We start from the raw sequence: 24,925 nt of genomic DNA on the forward strand, positions 1-24,925 counted from the left end.
CCCACACCGCCGCCGCCCGGCGGCGAACCCTCGGAAGGAAGTTTCATCGATGAGAAGAGCGACGACAGGCCGGCTCACCGCGGTGGCCGCGGTCCTGAGCCTGGCCCTGGCGGGATGCGGCGGTGCCAAGTCCGACGCCGGTACGGACAAGGCGGCCGCGGGCGGCTCGAAGGGCACGGTGAAGATCGCGATCAACCCGTGGGTCGGCTACGAGGCCAACGCCGCGGTGGTCGCGTACCTGCTGGAGAAGGAGCTCGGCTACACCGTCGACAAGAAGAACCTCAAGGAGGAGATCTCCTGGCAGGGCTTCGAGACCGGCGAGGTGGACGTGGTGCTGGAGAACTGGGGTCACGACGACCTGAAGAAGACCTACATCCAGGAGAAGAAGGTCGCCGTCGAGGTCGGCCCGACCGGTAACAAGGGCGTCATCGGCTGGTACGTCCCGCAGTGGATGGCCGAGCAGTACCCGGACATCACCGACGGCAAGAACCTCAACAAGTACGCGAACCTGTTCAAGACCTCGGAGTCCGGTGGCAAGGGACAGCTGCTCGACGGCGACCCGTCCTTCGTCACCAACGACGCCGCGCTGGTGCAGAACCTCAGGCTCAACTACAAGGTCGTGTACTCGGGCAGCGAGGCGGCCCTGATCAAGGCGGCCCAGCAGGCGACCGCGCAGAAGAAGCCGCTGCTGTTCTACTTCTACGAACCGCAGTGGCTGTTCGCCAAGGAGAAGTACGCCCGGGTGAAGCTGCCCGCGTACACCGCCGGTTGCGACGCGGACCCGAAGAAGGTGGCCTGCGACTACCCGGACTACACCCTGGACAAGATCGCCAGCAAGAAGTTCGCCGATACCGGCGGTGCGGCGTACCAGCTGGTGAAGAACTTCCAGTGGACCAACGAGGACCAGAACCTGGTCTCGGACTACATCACCAACCAGGGGATGACCGCCGAGAAGGCGGCCGAGAAGTGGGTCAAGGAGCACGAGGCCACCTGGAAGCCCTGGATCCCCGCCGGGAGCTGATCCACCGGCCGACCGTCGCTGAGGGTGTTGCGTATGACGCAGAGAGTTGCGTTAATAGAGACACCAGCGGAGGGGGTCGGCCATGGTCCACCATCCCCGGGTCCACCCACCACGAGTCGTCGTCATCGGCGCCGGCATCGTCGGGTGTGCCCTCGCCGACGAGCTCACCGAGCGCGGATGGCACGACGTCACGGTCCTCGAGCAGGGGCCCCTGTTCGCCACCGGGGGCTCCACCTCGCACGCGCCCGGCCTCGTCTTCCGGACCAACGTCTCGCGCACCATGGCCCACCTGGCGCGGTACACGGTGGACAAGTACACCCGGATGGGGTGCTTCGACGCCGTGGGCGGGCTCGAGCTCGCCACCGGGCCGGAGCGCCTGCGGGAGCTGCACCGCCGGCACGGCCTGGCGACCTCGTGGGGGCTCGAGGCCCGGCTGCTCGATCCCGGCGAGTGCGCGGCCCTGCACCCCCTGCTCGACCCGGACCTGCTGCACGGCGGCCTGTACCTGCCCGGCGACGGCCTCGCCCGGGCGCTGCCCGCCGCCGAGGCGCAGGCCCGCGCGGCGACGGCGCGCGGTGCCCGGTTCCTCGGCGGCCGGCGGGTCGTCGGCATCGACAGCGCGGGCGGGGCGGTCACCGCGGTCCGCACCGAGGGGGAGAGCTACCCGGCCGACGTCGTCATCAGCTGCGCCGGCTTCTGGGGGCCGGCCGTCGGCGCCCTCGCCGGCGTCACCGTGCCGCTGCTGCCGATGGCCCACCAGTACGCGCGCACGGCGTCCCTCCCCGCGCTCGCCGGGCGCACCGGCGACGCGAGCGCGCCCATCCTGCGCCACCAGGACCGCGACCTGTACTTCCGGGAGCACGGCGACGGGCTCGGCGTCGGCTCGTACGCGCACCGCCCGCTCCCCGTCGACCTCGCCCGCCTGGCCCCCGGCGCGAACCCGTCGGTCCTCGCCTTCACCCCGGACGACTTCGCCGAGTCCTGGACCGCGGCGCAGGAGCTGCTGCCGGCGCTGCGCGGCACGGACGTCGCCGAGGGCTTCAACGGCGTCTTCTCGTTCACGCCGGACGGCTTCCCGCTGCTGGGCGAGTCGCGCGAGCTCCGCGGCTTCTGGACGGCCGAGGCCGTCTGGGTCACCCACTCGGCCGGTGCGGCCCGCGCCGTGGCCGACTGGCTCGTCGACGGCCGCCCCGGCCTGGACCTGCACGAGTGCGACCTGAACCGCTTCGACGCCGGGCAGCTCACGCCGGCCTTCGTCCGGCAGCGCGCGATCCGCAGCTTCGTGGAGGTGTACGACATCGTGCACCCGCTCGACCCGCCGGGCCCGCCGCGGGCGTTGCGGGTCAGCCCGTGGCACGCCCGCCAGACGGCGCTGGGGGCGGTGTGGACCGAGGCGAACGGCTGGGAGCGGCCGCTGTGGTACGAGGCCAACGCCGGCCTGCCCGTACCCGCGCACGGCCTGACCCGCGAACCGTGGTCGGCCCGGAACTGGTCGCCCGTCGTGGCGGCGGAGGCCCGCGCGACCCGGGAGGGCGTCGCCCTGTACGACATGACGTCGCTGAGCCGGCTGGAGGTCGCCGGCCCCGGCGCGGCGGCGTACCTGCAAAGGCTGGCGAGCAACGACGTCGACCGGCCGGTGGGCACGGTGGTCTACGCGCTGCTGCTGGACGATGCGGGCGGCATCCGCAGCGACATCACCGTCGCGCGGCTGGACGAGGAGCTGTTCCAGGTCGGCGTCAACGGCCCGCTCGACCTCGAGTGGCTGCGGCGGCACCTGCCGGGCGACGGCTCGGTGTCGCTGCGCGAGGTGACCGGCGGCACCGGCGGGCTGGGCGTGTGGGGGCCCCGGGCCCGCGACCTGATCGCGCCGCTCGCCGACATCGACGTCTCGCACCGGGCGTTCGGCTACTTCCGGGCCCGGCGCGCGCATCTGGGGGACGTGCCCGTCACCATGCTCCGGCTGTCCTACGTGGGGGAGCTCGGCTGGGAGGTCTACACCAGCGCCGAGCACGGCCTGCGGCTGTGGGACACGCTGTGGGAGGCCGGGGCCCCGCTCGGGATCGTCGCCGCGGGCCGGGGCGCCTTCACCAGCCTGCGCCTCGAGAAGGGCTACCGGGCCTGGGGCACGGACATGACGGCCGAGGACGACCCGTACGAGGCCGGGCTGGGCTTCGCGGTCCGGCTCGACGCGGGCGACTTCACCGGCCGCGCCGCGATCGAGGGCCGGTCGGCGGCCACCGCCCGGCGGTTGCTCACCTGCCTGCTGCTGGACGGGCGGGCGGGCGACTGCGTGCCGCTCGGCCGGGAACCGGTGTACGCCGGAGGAGCGCCCGCCGGCTACGTGACCAGCGCCGCGTACGGCTACACGGTCGGCGCACCGATCGCGTACGCGTGGCTGCCGCCGGCGCTGGCCGTACCGGGAACCGCCGTGGAGATCGGATATCTCGGCCGGAGGCTGCCGGCCACCGTGACCACCGATCCGCTGTTCGATCCGAAGCACGAGCGTCTCCGGCGGTAGCCGGGGCGCGGGAGGAGGCGACGTGCCGGCACATGACGTCATCGTGGTGGGGCTGGGCGGCATGGGCAGTGCCGCCGCCTGCCACCTCGCCGCCCGGGGGCACCGGGTGCTGGGCCTGGAACGGTTCGGGCCGGCCCATGACCTCGGCTCGAGCCACGGCGGCTCCCGGATCATCCGGCAGTCCTACTTCGAGGACCCGAGCTACGTGCCGTTGCTGCTGCGGGCGTACGAGCTCTGGGAGGGGCTGGCCCGCGACTCCGGCCGGGACGTGATCACCCTGACCGGCGGCGTGATGGTGGGACTGCCGGAGAGCCGCACGGTCGACGGCAGCCGGCGCAGCGCCGTGCAGTGGGGCCTCGACCACGAGATGCTGGACGCGGCGGAGCTGCACCGGCGCTTCCCGACCCTGACCCCGGCCCCGGACGAGGTCGCGCTCTTCGAGGCCAAGGCCGGTTTCGTACGCCCGGAGCAGTCCGTGACCGCCCACCTCGAGCTCGCCGCGCGGCACGGCGCCGACCTGCGCTACGAGGAGCCGGTGCTGCGCTGGGAGCCGACGCCCGGCGGGGTCAGGGTCACCACGGCGAAGGGCACCCACACCGCCGGCCACCTGGTGATCTGCCCGGGCGCCTGGGCCCCGGAGCTGCTGGCCGACCTGGGCGTGCCGTTCGTCGTCGAGCGTCAGGTGCAGTACTGGTTCGCGCCGGCCGGCGGCGTCGCGCCCTTCACTCCCGACCGGCACCCGATCTACATCTGGGAGGACGCGGAGGGCACGCAGATCTACGGCTTCCCGGCGATCGACGGGGACGACGGCGGCGCCAAGGTGGCGTTCTTCCGCGGCGGCGAGCCGTGCGACCCGGCCACCATCGACCGGACCGTGCACGACCACGAGGTCCGGCGGATGGCCGCGCAGACCGCACCGCGCCTGCCCGATCTCGCGGGCCGCTTCCTGCAGGCGAAGACGTGCATGTACACCAACACCGCCGACGAGCACTTCGTCATTGCCGGGCACCCCGGCCACGGGTCGGTGACGGTGGCGTGCGGGTTCTCCGGGCACGGGTTCAAGTTCGCCACGGTGGTCGGGGAGATCCTCGCCGACCTCGCCACGGCGGGCAGCACCCGGCATCCGATCGGGTTGTTCGATCCGAGCCGCCTCGCCCCCGCGGCGCCCGCGTCCGGACAGGGTTGACGTCGTGACCGCCACGGAGCTGCCGCCGAGCCTGCTGCCGACGCTGCCGGGCCGCTACTACACCGATCCCGCGGTCTTCGCGGCCGAGCAGGAACGCGTCTTCGAGGCGATGTGGTTCTGCGCGGTGCGGGGCGCGGACATCGGCTCGCCGGGCGACTTCCGTACCGTGCCGATCGGCCGCGAGAGCGTCCTGGTGACCCGGGGGCGCGACGGCGGGGCGCGGGCCTTCCTCAACCTCTGCTCGCACCGCGGGGCCACCCTGTGCGGCGAGGAGGCCGGCAGTGTGCGGCGCACGTTCCGGTGCTCGTACCACGCCTGGTCCTACGACCTGGACGGGCGGCTGGTCGCGGCGCCGAACCTGGTGAAGATGCCGGACGTCGACCGCGAGCGGTTCGGGCTGCGCCCGCTGACCGTCCGGGAATGGCTGGGCTACGTGTGGGTCTGCCTCGCCGACGAGCCGCCGTCGTTCGAGGCCGACGTCATCGGCGCGTGCGTGCGGCGCCTCGGCGACGCCGCGGCGATCGACCGGTACGGCATCGACCGCCTCGTCGTCGGCCGCCGGATCCGCTACGACGTACGGGCGAACTGGAAGCTCATCATCGAGAACTTCATGGAGTGCTACCACTGCGCCACCATCCACCCGGAGCTGGTGCACGTGCTGCCCGAGTTCGCCGGCGGGTACGCCGCGCAGTACTACGTCGGGCACGGGGCCGAGTTCGGGCCCGGCGTGGCCGGCTTCACCGTGGACGGCGGCCCCGGCCTCGACCGGATCGGCGGCGTCTCGGCGGAGCAGGACCGGCGGTACTTCGCCGTCACCGTCCGGCCGCAGGTCTTCGTGAACCTCGTGCCCGACCACGTGATCGTCCACCGCATGTTCCCGAGGGCCGCGGACCGCACGGTCGTCGAGTGCGACTGGCTCTTCCCCGCCGAGGTGGTCGAGGCCGGCGCGGACCTGTCGCGGTCGGTGGAGTTGTTCGACCGGGTCAACCGGCAGGACTTCGACGCGTGCGAGGCGTGCCAGCCCGCGATGGCCTCGAGGGGGTACGCGGCGGGCGGTGTTCTGGTCCCCAGTGAGCATCACATAGCCGACTTTCACGCCTGGATTCGGCACATGCTCGGCAATTGACGCTTAATGCAAGCCAAACGTCCGTTCCCAATCCGCGGCCGTATCGTAACGCATTCGTAATCTCCTACCGCGAATCTGGTCCAGCTCAGTTGACCGTGCACTGTGGGCGCTTGTCCGATCACAGTGGACCACGGTGTAGCCCCCGCGATGCGGCGAGGGAATGCAGCTCGACGGAGGGAGAAGGATCGCGTGTCCGAGGCGGGCGGCAACGACACTTCGACGGCAGGGTCCGACGGGGTGCCCGCCGCGCCGGACCCCGTGAAGCCCGCGGGGCGCGGCGGAGGTCCCATCCGCCGCCGGGTGATCCGCACCCTGACGCTCCCGGTGGCCGCGGTCCTGCTGCTGCTCGGCGTCATCACCGTCATCCAGGTCGACGACTACCGCACCGCGGCCCAGTCGGCGCGGGCGGTCGACCTCGTGCTCGCGGTCCAGGACCTCGTGCAGGAGCTGCAGACGGAACGTGGCCTCACCGCCGGCCTGCTCGGCGGCAACGTGGGCTTCAAGGCCGAGCTCGGGCCCGCCCGCAAGCGGGTCGACGACCAGCGCGCCGCCGTGGAGCGGCTCGTCTCCTCCGGCGGCGACGTGCAGGAGCGGGTCGCCTCGGCCGTCCGCGGCCTCGACGGCCTGGCCGGGGTGCGGGCCGGCACCGACGCGGGCGGCGCCGGGCGCGCGCCGACCTTCGACTTCTACACCGGGCGCATCGCCGCGCTGAGCAACCTCGACTACCGGCTCGACAGCTCCGCGGACCCGGCGCTGCGCCGCGGGGTGGCCACCCTGGAGGCGCTCGGCGACGTCAAGGAGAGCACCGCGCAGGAGCGGGCGTTCCTCAACGGCGTCTTCTCGGCCGGCGGCTTCCGCGGCGCCGAGTACCTCCAGTTCGTCACCATGAAGGCGACCAAGGACGCGGCCCTGACGGCGTACGGGCAAAACGCCACCGCCACCCAGCGCACCGCCCGGGACTACGTCCTGGACACCGGCGCGGCCCGCGTCGCCGCGTACTTCGAGCAGCTCGCGCTCAAGGCCGGCGACGGGCGCAACCTTCAGGTCAACCCGCAGGCCTGGTGGTCCGCGCTGACCACCGTGCTCGACGACATGCTGCGGCTGCAGCAGCACGTGGGCTCGGTCATCCAGGCCCGCGCGCAGACGTTGCAGGACCAGGCGACCACCCGGATGGGCGCGCTCATCGGCGCGGTCCTGCTCTGCTTCGCCGGCTCGGTCTACCTCGCCACCGTCGCCTCCCGGTCGATCGCCAGGCCGCTGGCCACGCTCGCCGCGGAGGCCAACCGGCTCGCGGGCGAGCGGCTGCCCGAGGCCGTGCGCAAGGCCACCGCCGGCGCCGACGACGATCCGCCGCCGCCGGTGCGCGTGCCCGCCGGCGCCAGCGACGAGGTGCGGCTCATGGCCGACGCGCTGGAGCGGGTGCAGGCCACCGCGTACGGCCTCGCCACCGAGCAGGCGATGCTGCGGCACAGCACCACCGAGTCGCTGGCGAACCTGGGCCGGCGCAACCAGAACCTGCTGCGCCGCCAGCTCGGCTTCATCACCAGCCTCGAGCGCGAGGAGTCCGACCCGACCGGCCTGGCGAACCTCTTCGAGCTCGACCACCTGGCCACCCGCATGCGCCGCAACGCGGAGAGCCTGCTGGTGCTCGTGGGCGCGGCGAGCCCGCGGCAGTGGGCGCAGCCGTCACCGATCGCCGACGTGATCCGTGCCGCCGTGTCCGAGGTGGAGGAATACCGCCGGGTGACCCTGCGGCGGGTCGACGACGCGTTCGTCATCGGTGCGGTGGTCAGCGGCGTCGCCCACATGCTCGCCGAGCTGGTCGAGAACGGGCTGACCTTCTCCCCGCCGGACGCCGACGTGGAGATCCAGGGCCGCTTCCTCAACGACAGCTACCTGATCGCGATCACCGACCAGGGCATCGGCATGAGCCGCGCCGACATGGAGATCGCCAACCAGCGCCTGCGCGGCGAGGGTGACTTCATCACCGCGCCGACCCGCTTCCTCGGCCACTACGTGGTCGGCCGGCTGGCGATCGAGATGGGCATCGACGTCCAGCTGGCGCCCTCGCCGGTGACCGGCGTGACGGCCCGCATCGTGCTGCCCGCCGCGGTGCTGGCGCCGGACGCCACGGCGGTCGGCGCCCCCGCCCCGGCCGCGCCGAGCCGGGCGCCGGCCGCGCCGTTCGCCGACAGCCGGCGCGCCCTCGGCCCGGCCGCCGACGTGGAGACCACCCAGGTGCTCACCCTGGAACCCGGCCAGGAACCGCCGTCGGCCACCCCGGACCGGCGGATACTGGCGCAGTCCATCGAGTACGTCACGGTTCCCGGCGCGCCCGCCCCGGCCCGCTACGAGCCCACGGCGAGCGCCGAGCCCGCACCGGCGCCACGGTTCGACCCGGTGGCCCCGGCCGGCGGCGGGGGAGGAGGCGAGGAGCCCTGGCTGCCGACGGGCGACGACGGCGCGCGTACCCCGAACGGCCTGCGCAAGCGCAGCCCGAAGGCCCGCAAGCCGTCGGGGGCGCCGCAGCCCGCCCGGCCCCGCGGCGCCGACCGCCCGGCGCCCGTCGGCGACTCCCCGGACGAGGTGCGCAGCCGCCTGACCGCCTTCCGCAGCGGCATGCAGCGCGGCAGCACAGAACATTCCGATCGCTCTTGAACGGCTTTCCCCGTACGCCGGTGACGATGTCGAAAGAAGTGCCGCATGAGTGTTGAGACGTCAGCAGACCGCTACCAGTTCAACTGGCTGCTGGGCAACTTCGTCCACCAGACCGACGGCGTCCGCGATGCCGTGGCGGTGTCCTCCGACGGGCTGCTCATCGCCGGGTCGGACGGCCTGAACCGGGCGGAGGCCGACCAGCTGGCGGCCATCGTGTCGAGCCTGTCGAGCGTCGCCCGCAGCGCCTCGCGCCGCTACGACTTCGACGGTCTCAAGCTCATCATGATCGAGATGCGCCGGGGCTTCCTGCTCGTCTCGGTCATCTCGGGCGGCAGCTGCCTCGGGGTCGTCGCCGACGGCCACAGCGACGTGGGCCTGATCGGCTACGAGATGTCGATGCTCGCCGAGCGCTTCGGCGACCTGCTCACCCCGGCGCTCATCTCCGAGTCCCGCCGGTACCTCCCGCGATGAGCAACTACCCGTACGCCGGCGGCGCCCCGTACGCCGACCAGGGCGACGATCTGGTGGTCCGGCCGTTCATGCTGACCGGCGGGCGGACCCGCCCGCTGCACGACGGGCTGCGCATCGAGACGCTGCTGCGGGCCGCCCCGGCCGCGCTGTCGGCGCCGCTGCGGTTCGAGGCCCGCCACATCGTCGAGCTCTGCCAGGCCCCGATGTCGATCGCCGACCTGTCGGTGGCGTTGCGGGTGCCGCTGGGCGTGGTGCGGGTCATCGTCGCGGACCTGGTCGCGGAGAGGTACCTGGCGATCGAGGAGCAGCTCGAGGAGCTGCCCATCGCCTTGATCGAGAGGATCAGAGACCGTGTACGGGCCCTCTAGTGAGCCGGAGCACCTGGCGCCGGTGGCCGTCAAGATCGTCATCAGCGGCGGTTTCGGCGTGGGCAAGACCACCTTCGTCGGGGCCATCTCCGAGATCGAGCCGCTGGTCACCGAGGCCGAGATGACGGAACGGTCGATCGGCGTCGACGACACCTCGGCGGTCTCCGGCAAGACCACCACCACGGTCGCCCTCGACTTCGGCCGGATCACGCTGGACGACGCGCTGCTGCTCTACCTGTTCGGCACCCCGGGCCAGGACCGCTTCTCGTTCCTCTGGGACGACCTCGTCGACGGCGCCCTCGGCGCGATCGTGCTGCTCGACACCCGGCGCATCGAGGACTGCTTCCCGGCCCTCGACTACTTCGAGGAGAAGGACATCCCCTTCCTGATCGGCGTGAACGCCTTCGACCACGCCCGGCGCTTCGACCTCGAGGAGGTCCGTGACGCCCTCGGCGTGGGCCCTGCGGTGCCGATCGTCGAGTGCGACGCCCGCGACCGGGAGTCCGTGAAGGACGTGCTCGTCGCCCTGACCGAAGTCGTCCTGGTGAAGCGCCTCTCCCGGCAGCAGCGGGCGGTGACCGCGCGATGAGCCCCACCCGTGGCACCCGGCGGCTGCTGGCGGCCCTGTCCGCCGTCACCCTGGCGGCGGTCGCCGCCTGCGGCTCCGACCATCCGATCACCCCGCCGCCCGGCGCCGCGCGCACCCCGTGCGGCCCGGTGTCCATCGCGGTCAACCCCTGGGTCGGGTACGAGGCCAACGTGGCCGTCGTCAGCTACCTGCTCAAGCACGAACTCGGCTGCACCCCGGTGGAGAAGGACCTGACCGAGGACCAGTCCTGGGCCGGCCTGGCGACCGGCGAGGTGGACGTCATCCTGGAGAACTGGGGACACGACGACCTCAAGAAGACCTACATCGACGACAAGAAGGTCGCCGTCGAGCTCGGCCTGACCGGCAACAAGGGCGTCATCGGCTGGTACGTGCCGCCGTGGATGGCGCAGGAGCACCCCGAGATCCTCAAGTGGAAGAACCTCAACGACTTCGCGGACACCTTCCGCACCTCCGCCTCCGGCGACAAGGGCCAGTTCCTCGGCGGCGACCCGTCGTTCGTCACCAACGACGCCGCCCTGATCAAGAACCTCAAGCTCGACTTCACCGTGGTGTACGCCGGCAGCGAGGACAAGCTCATCGCCGCGTTCCGCAAGGCGCAGAGCAAGCGTGAACCGCTCATCGGCTACTTCTACTCGCCGCAGTGGCTGTTGTCGGAGATCAAGCTCGTCCACGTGCCGCTGCCGCTGTACAAGCCGGGCTGCGACGCCGATCCGAAGACGGTCGCGTGCGACTACCAGCCGTACGACCTCGACAAGATCGCTCGCAAGCAGTTCGCCGACTCGGGCAGCCCGGCCGCCGACCTGATCAAGAACTTCCAGTGGACGACCGAGGACCAGAACAGGGTGGCGCGCGACATCACGGTGAACAAGCTGTCCCGGGACCAGGCCGCCAAGCGCTGGCTGGACGCCCACCAGGAGACCTGGCGGGCCTGGCTGCCCGTCCGCTGAGGCCCCGCCGCCGGCTCGGCTCTCGCCGGCGAGGCGGGTGCCGGGCCGTCGGACGGCGGCGGGGGCAACAAGCGGCCGGTCAGGAGGCTGCCGGTGGTGCGGCGCGCTGCGGGGCGTACCCCGGGGGCTGGACGGGCGGCGGCAGCAGCGGTTCGAGGGGCACGACCGGACGCTCGACCGGGGCGTCCGCGGTCACCTCGGCCTCCTCGCCGTAGAGCACGACCGGGAGCCGGGCGTCGGTGCCGTCGCGCAGGGTCACGCGTACCGTCTCGTGGTCGGCCTCGACCAGCAGCCGCACGCCGCTGTGCCGCAGCCGGAACCGCAGCCCGGTGATGCCACCGGGCAGCCGGGGAGCCAGCGTGAGCACGCTGCCGCGCTCGCGCAGGCCGCCGAAGCCCTCGACCACCGCCGACCACGCCCCGGCCAGCGACGCCAGGTGCAGCCCGTCGCGGGTGTTGGCGTGCAGGTCGCGCAGGTCCACGAGGGCGGCCTCGGAGGCGTAGTCGTGGGCGAGTTCCAGGTGCCCGACCTCGGCGCACAGCACCGACTGGGTGCAGGCGGACAGCGAGGAGTCCCGTACGGTGATCCGCTCGTAGTAGTCGACGTTGCGCGCCGCCTGCTCGGGGGTGAACTCCTCCGGGCACCAGTGCATCGCCAGGACCAGGTCGGCCTGCTTGATGACCTGCCGCCGGTAGAGCTGGAAGTACGGGGCGTGCAGCATCAGCGGCTCGCCGGGATGCTCGCCCGCGAAGTCCCAGGGTGCGTAGCGGGTGAAGCCGGCGGACTGCTCGTGCACGCCCAGGCGCTCGTCGTAGGGCACGTGCACCGCCCCGGCCGCCGCCCGCCACGCCCGCGGCTCGTCCGGGCGCACGCCGAGCCGGGCCGCGGCCTCGGGACGGCGGGTGCATGCGTCGGCGGCGGCGCGCAGGTTGCGGGCCGCCATCAGGTTCGTGAAGACGTTGTCGTCGGCGACCGCGCTGTACTCGTCCGGGCCGGTGACGCCGTCGACGTGCCACACCCCGGTCGCGTCGTGGTGACCGTGGGAGACCCACAGCCGGGCCGTCTCGACGAGGATCTCCAGGCCGCAGTCGCCCTCCAGGGCGTCGTCGCCGGTCACCTCCCGGTAGCGCTCCACCGCCCGGGCGATCACCGCGTTCAGGTGCAGCGCCGCCGTCCCGGCCGGCCAGTACGCCGAGCACTCCTCGCCGTGGATCGTGCGCCACGGGAACGCCGCGCCCTCGAGCCCGAGCGTCCTCGCCCGCTGCCGGGCCTGGTCGAGGATGCTGTGCCGCCAGCGCAGCACGTCGGCCGCCGCGTGCGGGGCGACGTACGTCAGCAGCGGCAGCACGAAACCCTCGGTGTCCCAGAACGCGTGGCCGTCGTACCCGGGCCCGGTCAGGCCCTTGGCGCCGATGGCCCGCCGCTCGGCACGGGCGCCGGCCTGCAGCACGTGGAACAGCCCGAACCGGACCGACTGCTGGAGCACCGGATCGCCGTCGATCTCGACGTCGGCGGCGTCCCAGAAGTCGTCGAGGTACTCCCGTTGGGCGGCGGCCAGGCCGTCCCAGCCGGCGTAGCGGGCGCCGGTCAGGGCGCCGGCCGCCTGGTCGCGCAGCGCCTGGGGCGAGCGCGAGGAGCTCCAGGCGTACCCGAGGAACTTGGTGACCCGCAGGCGCTCGCCGGGCCGCAGGACGGTGACCACCGTCGTGCGGGCCCAGTCGCCGCGCACGTCGGTCTCCTCGTCGTAGTCGCCGGGCGCCTCGATCGCGTGGTCCATCCCGGCGGCCATCAGCAGGCCGCTGGCGCGGGTGCGGTGCAGCAGGACCGCGCCGTGCTGCTCGGTGTCGCGCGACACCGCCACCAGCGGACGGTCCAGCGCGGCGGCGACCCGGGGGTCGGAGGACGCCTGCGGCTGCTTCTCGTTGGCCACCAGCCCGGACTGCACGGTGATCCGCACCTCGTGGCCGACCGCCTCGACCTCGTAGTCGACCGCGGCCACCGTCCGGTGGGTGAACGACACCAGCCGGGAGCTGCGGATCCGCACCCGCCGCCCGGCCGGCGACTCCCAGTCGACGCTGCGCCGCAGCACCCCGGCCCGCAGGTCCAGGACCCGCTCGTGGGCGCGCAGGGTGCCGTGCGCCACGTGGAACGGCTCGTCGTCGACCATCAGCCGGATCAGCTTGCCGTCGGTGACGTTGACGACGGTCTGGCCCTGCTCGGGATAGCCGTACCCGCCCTCCGGATACGGCAGCGGCCGCTGCTCGTAGTACGAGTTGAGGTAGGTGCCGGGGATCACGTGCGGCTCGCCCTCGTCGAGGTTGCCGCGCAGCCCGATGTGCCCGTTCGCCAGGGCCAGCACCGACTCGCTCTGCCCGAGCCGGTCCGGGTCCAGCGCGGGCTCGCGGATCTGCCACGGCTCGACCGGGAAGACGGCGTCGCCGATCCCGATTCCTTCGGTACGCATGTGACCTCCGTCGTGCGCCATCCGTCACCCGTACCCGCGGTGCCGCTTGCACCAAACGGAGCGCGCGCGGAAGCCGGACCGCGGCCGGTGACGTCGTCACCCTGCGGACCGCACTCCGGTGGTGTCCGTACGGCGGTGCCGCCGCCCGATCCACCAGGCGTCGAGGGAGGGCCGTCGCGGCCCGGACGGTGCCGGGGTGGGCTCGGCGGCGGGCGTGGCGGCCTCCGGGGCGGGCGCGCCGGCGGTGACGTTCTCGCGGGCGAAGACCTTGAGCAGGTCCGTGGCGGCGACGATCCCCAGCATCCGCCGCCGGTGGTCGACCACCAGCAGCCGTTTCACCCCCGCCCCGGTCATGGCCGCCGCGGCCTCGGCCGGGGTGGCTCCGGGGGCGACGGTCAGCGCGGGCGCGCTCATCATCCGGCGGGCCGTGGTCCGGCGCCAGGTGAGGCCCGGGGCCGCCGGGCGGTGGCGCAGCGCCCTGAGCACGTCCGTGCGCGTCACCACGCCGAGCACCACGTCGAACTCGTCCACGACGGCCAGGGCGCTCACGTCGTACGCCGTCATCAGGGTGACCACCTCGGTGGGCGTGGCGTCCCCGGCGATGGTGAGCACCTCGCCGGTCATCACGTCCCGGACCTTTCCCTGCCGCATGACTTCTCCTCTCGTCGCTCCCCTTCGACCCTGCCCGGCCCGGTCGCGGACGGACAGGGCCGGCGCGGGCCGATGCCGCGGCGGCAGGTTGCCGGGGACCGGCAAGGTCAGGCGTGGTGGCGGGCCCGGGGGATGCTCTCGCGGGGCACCCCGGCCAGCTCGCCGGCCAGCCGCTGCATCAGCGTGGCGAGGGCCCGCCGGTCGTCGTCGGGCCAGCCCTGCAGGGCCCGCTCGAACAGGTGCGTGCCGACCTCGTCCATCTGCCGCAGCTGGCGCCGGCCGAGGTCGGTGGCGGAGAGCAGGGTGGCCCGCCGGTCGCCGGGATCGCCGTGGCGCTCGACGAGGCCGCGGTCCTCGAGGCGCCGGATCTGGGGCGTGACCGTCGATTTGTCGACGCCCTGCCGCGCGGCCAGCTCCGAGGCGCGTACCGGCCCGTGGGTCGTGATCGCCCGCAGCAGCGTGATGTCGTTGGTGGACAGCTCCTGCGCCGCGCTGCCGAGCAGGGCCCGGCGTACGTCGCCCCGGTGCGCCCACCGCATGAGCTCGGTGAACGCCTCCTGCACGCGTTCAGGAGGTGACATGTCGTTCTGCACGGAGGACACCTTACTCAATTAGATGGTTTGACCCAACCAACTTTCTAGGTTATAGTTTGGTTATACCAACTATTTGAGAGGTGGCGAGCAGGCATGGTCACCAGTGCGACCTTGCTCCGGAGCACGTACCGATCCGACGACCGCGACCACCGCCTGGGCGAGTTCCGGTCGTACGCCGAGGCCGAACGGATGGTGGACCGGTTGTCCGACGCCGGGTTCCCGGTCGAGCGGGTCCGGATCGTCGGCATCGGCCTGCACAGCGTCGAACAGGTGATGGGACGTCTGACCGCCGCCCGCAGCGCGCTGATCGGCGGCGCCCTCGGCGCGTGGCTCGGCCTGCTCACCGGCCTCGTGATCGGCCTGCTCATCGCCGACGCGGCCTGGCTCGCCCACTCGATGGGCGGCCTGCTCGCCGGTGCCGTCGCCGGCGCCGGGATCGGCCTGCTCACCCACTGGTCCGGCGGCGGCCGGCGCGACTTCGCCAGCACGACCGGCATCCAGGCCGAGCGGTACGCCGTCGAGGTCGCCGGCACCCACGCCGCCGTGGCGCTGCGGGCGCTGGACCGATGAGCGCCGGGGGAGGCCCGATGGAGCTCACCCGGACCGCGCTGCCGGGGCTGGGCGTGTCCTACACCTTCGCCACGGAGGCGGGGCAGCGCGTCGGCGTGGTGGCGCACCTGAGCGGCCGGCGCGACCTCATCTCGTACGACCCCGCCGATCACGACGAGGTGCTGCACGCCACCGCGCTGAACGAGGCGGAGGCGGCGACGGTCGCGCAGCTGCTCGGGATGCCCGTGTTCGTCGACCAGGTGACCGAGCTGGCGACCGGGCTCGAGGGGGTGGAGGCGGTGCGGATCCCGATCGGGGCGGGGTCGCCGTACTGCGGGCGGCGGCTCGGGGACACCCGGGCCCGGACGCGTACGGGAGCCTCGATCGTGGCCGTGATCCGCGACGGGAGCGCGATCCCGTCGCCCACCCCGGCCTTCGCGTTCCGGGCCGGCGACGCGGTCGTGGCCGTCGGGGACGAGGTTGCGACGACGGCGCTGCGGGAACTGCTCATCGACGGCTGATCCGGACCACCGCCCCGCCACCCGGGGCAGAGGGGGGACACCACGCGTGCTGGTGCTGCTCATCGTTCATCTGACCGCCGCGATGCTGGCGCCGGGCCTGGTACGCCGGCTCGGCCCGCGCGCCTTCTACCTGCTGGCGGCGGTGCCGGCCGCGGGGCTGGGATGGGCGCTCACGCACACCGCCGCCGTGCGCGACGGCCGCGCGGTCGCCGAGGTGTACCCGTGGGTGCCCCGGCTCGGCGTGGACCTGGCGCTGCGGATGACCACGCTGTCCTGGCTGATGGTGCTGCTCGTCGGGGGCGTCGGCGCGCTGGCGCTGATCTACTGTGCCCGGTACTTCGGCGCCGCCGAGCCGGGACTGGGCCGGTTCGCCGGGGTCTTCGTCGGGTTCGCCGGCGCCATGCTCGGCCTGATCGTCTCGGACAACCTCCTCGTCCTGTACGTCTTCTGGGAACTGACCACCGTCTTCTCGTACCTGCTCATCGGGCACGACCCGGCGGCGCGGGCGAGCCGGGTCGCCGCGCTCCAGGCGTTGATCGTCACGACGCTGGGCGGGCTCGCGATGCTCGTCGGCATCATCATGCTGGGCGAGCACGCCGGGAGCTACCGGTGGTCGCAGGTGGCCGCGACGCCGCCGGACGGCGCGTACCTGGCCGTTGCCGTGATCCTGCTGCTGCTCGGCGCGCTGAGCAAGTCGGCGATCTTCCCGTTCAGCTTCTGGCTGCCGTCGGCGATGGCCGCGCCGACGCCGGTCAGCGCGTACCTGCACGCGGCGGCGATGGTGAAGGCCGGCGTCTTCCTGATCGGGCTGCTCGGGCCGGTGCTCGCCGGCGCCGGGCCGTGGCGCCCGGTCCTGCTCGCCGGCGGGACCGTGACCATGCTCTTCGGCGGGTGGTCGGCGCTGCGCCAGCACGATCTGAAGCTGCTGCTCGCGTACGGGACGGTCAGCCAGCTCGGCCTGCTGGTCGTCGCCCTCGGCGCGGGCCTGCGCGACGCCGCGCTGGCCGGCGCGATGATGCTGCTGGCGCACGCCATGTTCAAGGCGGCGCTGTTCTTCGTGGTGGGCATCGTCGACCACGCCACCGGCACCCGGGACCTGCGCGAACTCAGCGGCCTGCGGCGCGCGGCGCCCGCCCTGTGGATCGTGGCCCTGCTCGCGGCGGCCTCGATGGCCGGCGTGCCGCCCCTGGCCGGGTTCGTCGGCAAGGAGGCGATCCTCGACGCGTTCCTCGGCGGTGCCTGGTGGGAGCGGCTGGTCGTGGCCGGGGTGGTCCTCGGCTCGGCGCTGACGGTCGCGTACACGCTGCGCTTCCTCTGGGGTGCCTTCGCCGGCAAGGCGGGCGTCGAGCCGCGGCCGGTGCACCGGGTGCCGTGGCCGATGCTCGCCCCGGCGGCCCTGCTCGCGGTGGCCGGTCTCGCGGCCGGGGTGTTCGCGCCCGCGCTCGACGGGCTGCTCGCGTCCTATGCCGACACGTACGCGGACCCCGGGACGTACCACCTCGCGCTGTGGCACGGCCTCACCCCGGCGCTGGGCCTGTCCGCGCTGGTGCTGGCGGGCGGTGCCGTGGTGTTCGCGCTGACCGCGCGGACCCACGGCTGGCGGCGGGCGCGGTTGCCGGTGGACGGGGGCACCGCCTACGAGCGGGCCATGGCCGGGCTGGGCCGGCTCGCCGTCGAGGTCACCGGCGCCACCCAGCGCGGCTCGCTGCCCGTCTACCTCGGCACCATCCTGCTCGTGCTGGTGGCGCTCGGCGGCAGCACGCTGCTCGCCATGTGGCCGCTGCCCGGCGGCTTCCGGTGGTGGGACAACGCGCTGCAGCTCGTGCCGGCGGCCGTCCTGATCATCGCGGCGGTGTTCGCGGCCCGGGCCCGGCGGCGGCTGGCGGCGGTGGTCCTGGTCGGGGTGACCGGGTACGCCACCGCGGTGCTGTTCGTCCTGCACGGCGCCCCCGACCTCGCCCTGACACAGCTGCTCGTGGAGACCTGCACCATGGTCATGTTCGTGCTGGTGCTGCGCCGCCTGCCCGGGCACTTCTCGATCCGGCCGCTGGTGGCCGCCCGGCGGGTGCGGGTGGCGATCGGCGTCGCGGTCGGCGTCGTCGTCTCCGGCCTCGCGTACGCGGCGACCGCCGGGCGGCAGGCCGTGGCCATCTCCACCGCCTTCGCGGAGCCCGCCGTGTCGTACGGCGGCGGCCGCAACGTGGTCAACGTGACGCTGGTCGACATCCGCGCGTGGGACACCATGGGCGAGATCTCGGTGCTGCTGGTGGCCGCCACCGGCGTCGCGAGCCTCGTGTTCGGCGGCTCCCGGCGACTGCTGCGGCCCGGGCGCCGCCCGCCGCTGCCGGCCCCGCCGCGCGGGCAGGTGTGGCTGATGGCCGGGCACACGCTCGACGCCGGGCTGCGCTCGCCGATCCTGGAAGTGGTCACCCGGCTGGCCTTCCACACCGTCGTGCTGTTCTCGGTGTACCTGCTCTTCGCCGGGCACAACGCGCCCGGCGGCGGCTTCGCGGGCGGCCTGGTCGTCGGCCTGGCCCTGGTGCTGCGATACCTGGCCGGCGGCCGGCACGAGCTCGACGTGGCCGCACCGGTCGACGCCGGCGCGGTGATGGGTGCCGGGCTGTTCGTCGCGCTCGGCACCGGCCTGGCCGCGCTGATCGCGGGCGGGGAGGTGTTGCAGAGCACGCTGCTCGACTGGCACCTGCCGCTCGTCGGGCACGTGCACTTCGTGACGTCGATGATCTTCGACGTCGGCGTGTACCTCGTGGTGATCGGGGTGGTGCTCAACATCCTGCGCAGCCTCGGCGCCGAGGTGGACCGCCACGAGCTGATCGAACGCGCCGTGGCGGACGCCCGGCGGGAGGAGGAGCTGGTATGAGCCCGAACCTGCTGCTGGTGATCGTCGTCGGCGTCCTGTTCGCCGCGGGCGTCACGCTGCTGCTGGAACGCAACCTCACCCGGGTCATCCTGGGCATCACGCTGCTGGGCAACGGGGTGAACCTGCTGATCCTGCTCGGCGGGGCGTACGGCGGGCCCCCGATCGTCGGGGTCACCCCGGAGCCGCGGATGAGCGACCCGCTGACCCAGGCGATGATCCTGACCGCCATCGTCATCACCCTCGGCATGACCGCGTTCCTGCTCGCCATGGCGTACCGCAGCTGGCTGCTGACCGGCCACGACAACGTGCAGGACGACGTCGAGGACCGTCGCATCCGGGAGCGCGCCGAACGCGATCAGGGCTTGGCCGAACCGGACGACGAAGAACCGGCCGCCACCGTCGCCGCCGGGGCTCCACGATGACCTGGCTCGTACCGCTGCCGGTCGTCATGCCGCTGCTGGGCGCGGCCGTGGCCATGCTGCTGCGCCGCCACCCGGGCCTGCAGCGCGGGGTCAGCCTGGTCGTGCTGGGTGCCACGCTCGCGGTCGCGGTCGCCCTGCTGGCCCTCACCGCCACCGGCGAACCGCTGACCGTCGCCGTCGGCGGCTGGGCGGCGCCGATGGGCATCGTGCTCGTCGCCGACCGGCTCGCGGCCCTCATGCTCGTCGTGTCCGCCGCTGTGACGCTGTGCGTGCTGGTCTACTCCATCGGGCAGGGCATGGCCGGCGGGAACGACGTCACCCCGGTGGCGGTGTACCACCCGGCGTACCTGATCCTGACCGCCGGCGTCACCAACGCGTTCCTGGCCGGCGACCTGTTCAACCTCTACGTCGGCTTCGAGATCCTGCTGGCCGCCAGCTACGTGCTCATCACGATGGGCGCCACCAGGAGCCGCATCCGCGACGGTACGACGTACGTGGTGGTCAGCCTGCTGTCGTCGCTGATCTTCCTCACCGCGATCGGCCTGACCTACGCCGCCACCGGCACGCTGAACCTGGCGCAGCTGGCGGGCCGGCTCGACGCGCTGCCGGACGGCCTCCAGCTGGCCCTGCAGAGCATGCTGCTGCTCGCGTTCGGCATCAAGGCCGCGGTCTTCCCGCTCTCCGCGTGGCTGCCCGACAGCTACCCCACGGCGATCGCGCCGGTCACCGCGGTCTTCGCCGGCCTGCTCACCAAGGTCGGCGTCTACGCGATCATCCGTACCCAGACCCTGCTCTTCCCGGACGGCCCGGCGGCGAACGTCCTGCTGGTGGCCGCGCTGCTGACGATGATCGTCGGGATCCTGGGCGCGGTGGCACAGTCCGACATCAAGCGCCTGCTGTCGTTCACGTTGGTGAGCCACATCGGATACATGCTGTTCGGGATCGGGCTCGCCTCCGACGCGGGGCTGTCCGGGGCGATCTACTACGTCGTGCACCACATCATCATCCAGACCACGCTGTTCCTCGCCGCCGGGCTGATCGAGCGCCGGGGCGGCAGCACCAGCCTGGACCGGCTCGGCGGGCTCGCGCGGCTGACGCCCGTACTCGCGGTGCTGTTCTTCCTGCCCGCCCTGAACCTCGCCGGGATACCGCCGTTCTCGGGCTTCTTCGGCAAGCTCGGCCTGCTGCAGGCCGGCGTCGCCGAGGGCGGCGCCCTCGCCTGGATCCTGGTCGCCGGCAGCGTGGTCACCAGCCTGCTGACCCTGTACGCGATCGGCCGCGTCTGGAACCTCGCGTTCTGGCGCACCCCGCGCCTGCCGGTCCCGGCCGACCGGGTACGGGCCCTGCCGCGGCTCATGGTCGGCGCGACGCTCGCCCTCGTGGTGCTGGGCACCGGCCTCACCGTGGTCTCCGGCCCGCTGTTCGACGTGACCGGCCGGGCGGCCACCGAACTGCTCGACCGCGAACCGTACGTCCGCGCCGTCTTCGGGGAGGCGCCGTGACCCGGGCCGGGTGGCGCGACCGCCTCGTGGCCGCGGCGGGGCTGGTCGCCGTGTGGATGCTGCTCTGGGGGGTCTTCTCCTGGGCCCACCTGATCGGCGGGATCGTCGTCGCCGCCGTCGTCCTGCGGGTCTTCCCGCTGCCGCCGGTGACCTTCGCGGGGCGCCCCCGGGTGCGCGGGCTGCTGCGCTTCGCCGCCCGCTTCACCGGTGACCTGGTCGTCGCCAGCGTGCAACTGGCCGCGCTGGCCTTCCGCTTCGGCCACCAGCCGCGCAGCGCCATCATCCGGGTGCCGCTGCGGGTGCCGTCCGACCTGGTGCTCACCCTGACCGGTGAGGCCGTCTCGCTGGTGCCCGGCAGCCTCATCGTGGACACCGACCAGGCCTCCACCACGCTCTACATCCACGTCATCGGGGTGTCCGGCCGCGACGCCGTGGAACGGTTCCGCCGCAGCGTGTACGAGACGGAGGCGCGCATCGTCCGAGCCGTCGGATCCGATGCCGAGATCAGGATGCTCGACAGCCGAGCCTCCGCCGGAAAGGGGGAACACCCGTGATCGCCGTCGGCATCATCGTGTCCGCGCTGCTCTTCGCGGCCGTGTCGCTCGTGCTCGTACGGATCGTCCGCGGCCCGACCACGCTGGACCGGATCGTCGCCGTGGACGTGCTCCTCGCCGTCGTGGTGTGCGCGATCGCCGCCGAGGCCGCCTTCACCCGCGACGCCACCTCGCTGCCCATCCTGGTCGTGCTGTCGGTGCTGGGCTTCATCGGCTCGGTGAGCGTCGCCCGGTTCTCGCCCCGGAGCCGTCGATGACCCTGCAGAGCGTCGCCGACGTCCTCGCCGGCATCTGCCTGATCTCCGGGGCGCTGCTCAGCCTCGCGGCGGGGGTCGGGCTGCTGCGCTTTCCCGACCTGCTCTCCCGCATGCACGCGGCGACCAAGCCGCAGGTGCTCGGCCTGCTGCTGATCCTGGCCGGCACGGCGCTGCGGCTGCAGAACACCGTGGACATCACGACCCTCGTGCTGGTCGGCGTCTTCCAGCTGGCCACCGCGCCGGTCGCCGCGCACATGGTCGGGCGGGCGGTCTACCGGGCCGGTCAGGTCCGGCGGGACCTGCTGGTGGTGGACGAACTCGCCGAGGACCGCGCGTCCTGACCCGTTCTTGCCGACGGTCGGCAACAATGGTGCCCACCATCGAGAACCAGGAGGCGAGCCGGACGTGGCCGACAGCACGCGGCGCCGGGCCGCCGACCCCGGACCCCCGGACTGGCTGGCCGAGGTCGCCGAGGGGGCGAGCCGCGACGCCGGCGGGGTTCCGGTGGAATTCCTCGGCGACTACCTGACCCTGCTCGCCGACGCGGCGACCCACGGGCGCCAGGCCAAGCGCCGCGAGCTCGACGCCGTGGGCGTGCTCGGCCGGCGCGCCGCCGAGCAGGGCATCTCCGCGGGGCGCGTGGTGCAGCTCTATCTGTCCGCCGCCCGGCGGCTGTGGCAGGACCTTCCCATGGTGGTGCGCTCGCGGGACCGGGAGGCGGTGCGCGCCGCCGCGGCGGCCGTCCTCCAGGTCGTCGACGACGCGGTGGCGACCCTCGCCGAGGGCTACGCGGACGCCCGCCGCGACCTGGTGCGCCGGGAGGAGTCACTGCGCCGCGAGCTGATCGACGACCTGCTGCGCGGCGACTCCGATCTCGGCACCCTGGTGGAGCGCGCCGAGCCGTTCGGCCTGGACCTGGCCCGGGTCCACCAGGTGGCGCTGGCGGCGCCGAGCCGGCGGCTGCCGGACGCGGACGCGGCGATCAGTGCCCTCGAGGCGGTGGTGTTCGACCGGCTCGGCGACCGGGACGTGCTCGTCGCCACGAAGGAGGGGCTGCTCGTCGTGCTGGCGCCGGCCGACGCCGTCGCGGCGGACCGGCCGGCCCCGGGGCAGGGCGCCAGCACCGAGCTGGGCCGGCTCATGCACCGCGAACTGAGCCGGTTGCGCCGCGGGCGCCCGTGGCGGGTCGCCGTCGGCCGGGCCCACCCCGGCGTCTACGGCATCGCCCGCTCGTACGAGGAGGCCCGCGAGACGCTCACGATGGCCGGGCGGCTGCACGCCGACACGCCCGTGGTCACGGCGGAGGACCTGCTGATCTACCGGGTGCTGCTGCGCGACCAGCCGGCCATGGTGGACCTGGTGCAGGCCGTCCTCACCCCGCTGACCCGGGCGCGCGGCGGGGCGGGGCCACTGCTCGACACGCTGGACGCGTACTTCGCCACCGGCGCGGTGGCCACCGAGTCGGCGAAGCGGCTGCACGTGTCGGTGCGGACCGTCACGTACCGCCTGGACCGGGTGCGGACGCTGACCGGCTACGACCCGGCGGATCCCGCCCACCGGTTCACGCTGCAGGCGGCGGTGCTCGGCGCGAAGGTCCTCAACTGGCCGGGGTCGCCGCTGCCGCTTCCCGCCTGACGCCGGTGGCCGCCTCGCAGGGCACGCAGTGCGTGGCGCAGGGCGTGGCCCGCAGCCGGCCCAGCGGGATCGGCCGGTGGCAGGCCGCGCAGGCGCCGTACGTGCCCTCGGACATCCGCCGGAGGGCCTGCGCGGTGTCGGCGATCCGCTGCCGCGCCGCCGCGGTCAGCCGGTCGAGGGCACCCGCGTCGTAGCCGCCGCGACGGGGCAGCCGGGCGTACACCGTCAGCTGCGTCAGGCGGGCGGTCTGGACGGCGAACTCCTCCTCGAGCATGGTGCGGAACAACTCGATGGGCTCCGCCGGCGTTCCGGTGATGGTCATGTCGCCTCCGGTCTGCTGTCAGGCTCCGGCACGGTCTTTCGGCGCCGGCCCCTCCCGGGTGCCGGCGGGGTGGCGCAGCAGCGACATCGCTGCCAGGCCCGCCCCGTTCAGGGCGGCGGTGCGGGGGCCGGCGGCCCGGTGGACGCGCAGTCTCAGCTCGCTCGAGACGGCCGTGGCCAGCCCGGGGTGCAGGGCGCCGTCGCCCACCAGCAGCACCCCGCGCGCCATCGCCCTGCGCAGCTCCGCCCTGTCGCCGCCGGCCCGCAGATCGTCGAGGTGACGGACGACGTTGTCACTGATCAGCTCGACGGTGGCGCCCCGGGCCAGGTCCCGGGTGCCGAGGTCGGAACGGCGCGCCGCGACGACCCGGCCGTCGCGCAGCAGGGCCACCTCGGTCAGCCCGGCGCCGACGTCGACGACGAGCAGCGAACCGGCGGCCGCGCCCGAGCCGATCGCGGCGGCGCGCACGGTCTCGACGAACAGCACCCGGCTGGGCGCGAGGACCTCGTCGAGCACGCGGCGGGTGGCCTCCTGCTCCGCCCCGGAAGCCAGGACGGGCCGGCAGGCGACCACCACCCCGCCCGCGGGTACGGCCTGCGGATACTGCCGGACGAGGCGTTCCAGCAGGGCCACGGCGCCGTCGACGTCCACCACGCGTCCGCGGCGCACCGGTGACCTGTCACCGCAGGCGCCGCTCACCGTGCCGCGTTGCGCCGCCCACACGCCTGCCGTGCAGCTGCCCAGGTCCACGGCGACCGCTGCGGGTGTCATCCGTGGTGCTTCCGCTGGCAGGGCACGCAGTACCGGGCGTGCGGGAGCACCTCGAGCCGCTCGCCCGGAATCGCGCCGGCGCACCTCTCGCAGTGCCCGTACGTGCCGTCGGCGATGCGGCGCAACGCGCCGGTGATCTGCTCCAGGCTGTGCCTCGTGGCGGACAGCAACGCCGCCTGGTGGTGCGCCTCGGCGGGGTCGCCGGTGTCCGCGCTGATTTCGGTGTATTCCTTGAGCCGCGCGGTCTGCAGGGCGAACTCCTCGCTCAGCGACGCGCGTACGGCGGTGAAGTTGGTCATGACGTGGTCCTCCTCAGGTGGTCGGCGCGGACGGTCGCGGCCGGCCGGGTGGCCGCGGGGCGGCGTGGGGCGGTCGCCGCGGGCACCAGGAGCACCGGGCAGCTCGCCCGGTGCACGCACTGGTGCGCGACGGAACCGAGGATCAGCCGGGCGAGGAACCCGGGCCGTGAAGCGCCGAGCACCAGCACCCGGGCCCCCTCCGCCGCCCGGAGCAGCTCCTGGGCGGGACGGCCCCGCAGCACCCGTGGCCGGATCGGCACCGAGGCGCCGTAGTCGCGGGTGACCTCGACCAGGGTGTCCAGCAGCATCGTCTCGGTCGCGGCGCCGAGCTCGTCGCCCGGGTACGCCGCCGCGGCCCACTCGGCGCCGTAGTAGTACGCCGCCGGTGGGGTCCACACGGCGACGGCCTCGACGTCGGCGCCGATGCGCCCGGCGTGCCGCAGCGCCCACCGCAGAGCCGCCTTCGAGGCGGGGGAGCCGTCCACGCCGACGACCACGGGTGACCTCTCGACCTGCCGCATCACGACCGCCTCCTCACCGGGTCTCCCCTCCAGCGTCCGGCGGGGCGGGGGTGGCGGGTAGGGCGGCGGACGGCGAACAGC

General features: G+C 73.6%; 25 protein-coding genes. 18 read left to right on the forward strand and 7 right to left on the reverse strand.

Translation table 11 applies throughout. The features are described from left to right. Nucleotides 1-49 precede the first annotated feature (49 nt). From CLV70_RS05130 to CLV70_RS05170, 9 genes are all read left to right on the forward strand, one after another. Nucleotides 50-1,021, forward strand: coding sequence for an ABC transporter substrate-binding protein (locus tag CLV70_RS05130; protein ID WP_106125197.1), 972 nt, complete (start codon nt 50-52; stop codon nt 1,019-1,021). Between the two features lie 82 nt (nt 1,022-1,103). Further along, nucleotides 1,104-3,539: a GcvT family protein gene (locus CLV70_RS05135; protein ID WP_106125198.1), complete on the forward strand. Its 2,436-nt coding sequence runs from the start codon at nt 1,104-1,106 to the stop codon at nt 3,537-3,539. A gap of 22 nt (nt 3,540-3,561) precedes the next feature. Continuing rightward, complete coding sequence (gene solA, locus CLV70_RS05140) at nt 3,562-4,725, forward strand: N-methyl-L-tryptophan oxidase (RefSeq protein WP_106125199.1); 1,164 nt, start codon at nt 3,562-3,564, stop codon at nt 4,723-4,725. Nucleotides 4,726-4,729: 4 nt separating this feature from the next. Further along, a complete protein-coding gene (locus CLV70_RS05145) occupies nt 4,730-5,851 on the forward strand; it encodes an aromatic ring-hydroxylating oxygenase subunit alpha (RefSeq protein ID WP_106125200.1) in 1,122 nt (373 codons plus the stop codon). A 300-nt stretch (nt 5,852-6,151) separates the two neighbouring features. Then, complete coding sequence (locus CLV70_RS05150; RefSeq protein WP_245908035.1) at nt 6,152-8,509, forward strand: sensor histidine kinase; 2,358 nt, start codon at nt 6,152-6,154, stop codon at nt 8,507-8,509. Nucleotides 8,510-8,554: 45 nt separating this feature from the next. Next, nucleotides 8,555-8,980, forward strand: coding sequence for a roadblock/LC7 domain-containing protein (locus tag CLV70_RS05155; RefSeq protein ID WP_106125202.1), 426 nt, complete (start codon nt 8,555-8,557; stop codon nt 8,978-8,980). Further along, nucleotides 8,977-9,348, forward strand: coding sequence for a DUF742 domain-containing protein (locus tag CLV70_RS05160; RefSeq protein ID WP_106125203.1), 372 nt, complete (start codon nt 8,977-8,979; stop codon nt 9,346-9,348). Before CLV70_RS05155 ends, CLV70_RS05160 begins: the two co-directional genes overlap by 4 nt. Beyond that, on the forward strand, nt 9,332-9,937 hold the full coding sequence (locus CLV70_RS05165; RefSeq protein ID WP_106125204.1) for a GTP-binding protein: 606 nt from the start codon (nt 9,332-9,334) through the stop codon (nt 9,935-9,937). The genes CLV70_RS05160 and CLV70_RS05165 overlap by 17 nt, the downstream gene beginning before the upstream one ends. Next, a complete protein-coding gene (locus tag CLV70_RS05170; protein WP_106125205.1) occupies nt 9,934-10,905 on the forward strand; it encodes an ABC transporter substrate-binding protein in 972 nt (323 codons plus the stop codon). Before CLV70_RS05165 ends, CLV70_RS05170 begins: the two co-directional genes overlap by 4 nt. 79 nt (nt 10,906-10,984) lie before the next feature. Here the strand turns inward: CLV70_RS05170 and CLV70_RS05175 are convergent, their stop codons facing one another. The 3 genes from CLV70_RS05175 to CLV70_RS05185 form a co-directional block, all read right to left on the reverse strand. Further along, entirely contained in the window at nt 10,985-13,369 is a 2,385-nt protein-coding gene (locus CLV70_RS05175) for a glycoside hydrolase family 65 protein (protein WP_106125206.1), read from the reverse strand. 96 nt (nt 13,370-13,465) lie between these two features. Next, entirely contained in the window at nt 13,466-14,020 is a 555-nt protein-coding gene (locus tag CLV70_RS05180) for a CBS domain-containing protein (protein WP_106125207.1), read from the reverse strand. A gap of 107 nt (nt 14,021-14,127) precedes the next feature. Beyond that, entirely contained in the window at nt 14,128-14,613 is a 486-nt protein-coding gene (locus tag CLV70_RS05185; protein WP_146163963.1) for a MarR family winged helix-turn-helix transcriptional regulator, read from the reverse strand. A 93-nt stretch (nt 14,614-14,706) separates the two neighbouring features. On the opposite strand from CLV70_RS05185, the gene CLV70_RS05190 reads away from it, so the two are divergent. From CLV70_RS05190 to CLV70_RS05230, 9 genes are all read left to right on the forward strand, one after another. Beyond that, complete coding sequence (locus CLV70_RS05190) at nt 14,707-15,183, forward strand: YflT domain-containing protein (RefSeq protein WP_106125209.1); 477 nt, start codon at nt 14,707-14,709, stop codon at nt 15,181-15,183. Between the two features lie 17 nt (nt 15,184-15,200). Then, entirely contained in the window at nt 15,201-15,683 is a 483-nt protein-coding gene (locus CLV70_RS05195) for a cation:proton antiporter regulatory subunit (protein ID WP_106125210.1), read from the forward strand. A gap of 46 nt (nt 15,684-15,729) precedes the next feature. Beyond that, nucleotides 15,730-18,561, forward strand: coding sequence for a Na+/H+ antiporter subunit A (locus CLV70_RS05200; RefSeq protein WP_106125211.1), 2,832 nt, complete (start codon nt 15,730-15,732; stop codon nt 18,559-18,561). After that, nucleotides 18,558-18,983, forward strand: coding sequence for a Na(+)/H(+) antiporter subunit C (locus CLV70_RS05205; protein WP_106125212.1), 426 nt, complete (start codon nt 18,558-18,560; stop codon nt 18,981-18,983). Before CLV70_RS05200 ends, CLV70_RS05205 begins: the two co-directional genes overlap by 4 nt. Continuing rightward, a complete protein-coding gene (locus CLV70_RS05210; protein ID WP_106125213.1) occupies nt 18,980-20,485 on the forward strand; it encodes a Na+/H+ antiporter subunit D in 1,506 nt (501 codons plus the stop codon). The genes CLV70_RS05205 and CLV70_RS05210 overlap by 4 nt, the downstream gene beginning before the upstream one ends. Continuing rightward, the gene (locus tag CLV70_RS05215; RefSeq protein ID WP_106125214.1) at nt 20,482-21,039 is read left to right on the forward strand and encodes a Na+/H+ antiporter subunit E; all 558 of its coding nucleotides are present in this window, start codon (nt 20,482-20,484) and stop codon (nt 21,037-21,039) included. Before CLV70_RS05210 ends, CLV70_RS05215 begins: the two co-directional genes overlap by 4 nt. Beyond that, nucleotides 21,036-21,296: a monovalent cation/H+ antiporter complex subunit F gene (locus tag CLV70_RS05220; protein ID WP_106125215.1), complete on the forward strand. Its 261-nt coding sequence runs from the start codon at nt 21,036-21,038 to the stop codon at nt 21,294-21,296. Before CLV70_RS05215 ends, CLV70_RS05220 begins: the two co-directional genes overlap by 4 nt. Beyond that, nucleotides 21,293-21,637 carry a monovalent cation/H(+) antiporter subunit G gene (gene mnhG / locus CLV70_RS05225; RefSeq protein WP_106125216.1) on the forward strand — a complete coding sequence of 115 codons (345 nt, stop codon included), beginning with the start codon at nt 21,293-21,295 and terminating at the stop codon, nt 21,635-21,637. The genes CLV70_RS05220 and mnhG overlap by 4 nt, the downstream gene beginning before the upstream one ends. A gap of 64 nt (nt 21,638-21,701) precedes the next feature. Continuing rightward, nucleotides 21,702-22,931, forward strand: coding sequence for a PucR family transcriptional regulator (locus tag CLV70_RS05230; protein WP_106125217.1), 1,230 nt, complete (start codon nt 21,702-21,704; stop codon nt 22,929-22,931). Here the strand turns inward: CLV70_RS05230 and CLV70_RS05235 are convergent. Genes CLV70_RS05235 through CLV70_RS05250 form a run of 4 tightly spaced genes read right to left on the reverse strand, consistent with a single transcriptional unit; the run spans nt 22,894 to nt 24,844 of the window. Then, the gene (locus CLV70_RS05235; RefSeq protein ID WP_106125218.1) at nt 22,894-23,253 is read right to left on the reverse strand and encodes a TraR/DksA family transcriptional regulator; all 360 of its coding nucleotides are present in this window, start codon (nt 23,251-23,253) and stop codon (nt 22,894-22,896) included. The two genes, CLV70_RS05230 and CLV70_RS05235, sit on opposite strands and share 38 nt — an antisense overlap. 18 nt (nt 23,254-23,271) lie before the next feature. Further along, nucleotides 23,272-24,024 (reverse strand): rod shape-determining protein, encoded by a 753-nt coding sequence (locus CLV70_RS05240; protein ID WP_106125219.1) that lies wholly within the window; start codon nt 24,022-24,024, stop codon nt 23,272-23,274. Next, nucleotides 24,021-24,323, reverse strand: a complete 303-nt coding sequence (locus CLV70_RS05245) for a TraR/DksA family transcriptional regulator (protein ID WP_106125220.1) — start codon at nt 24,321-24,323, stop codon at nt 24,021-24,023. Before CLV70_RS05245 ends, CLV70_RS05240 begins: the two co-directional genes overlap by 4 nt. Then, nucleotides 24,320-24,844, reverse strand: coding sequence for a universal stress protein (locus CLV70_RS05250; protein WP_106125221.1), 525 nt, complete (start codon nt 24,842-24,844; stop codon nt 24,320-24,322). Before CLV70_RS05250 ends, CLV70_RS05245 begins: the two co-directional genes overlap by 4 nt. Nucleotides 24,845-24,925: the final 81 nt, after the last annotated feature.

Source organism: Pseudosporangium ferrugineum, assembly GCF_003002065.1.
Taxonomy (GTDB): Bacteria; Actinomycetota; Actinomycetes; order Mycobacteriales; family Micromonosporaceae; genus Actinoplanes; species Actinoplanes ferrugineus_A.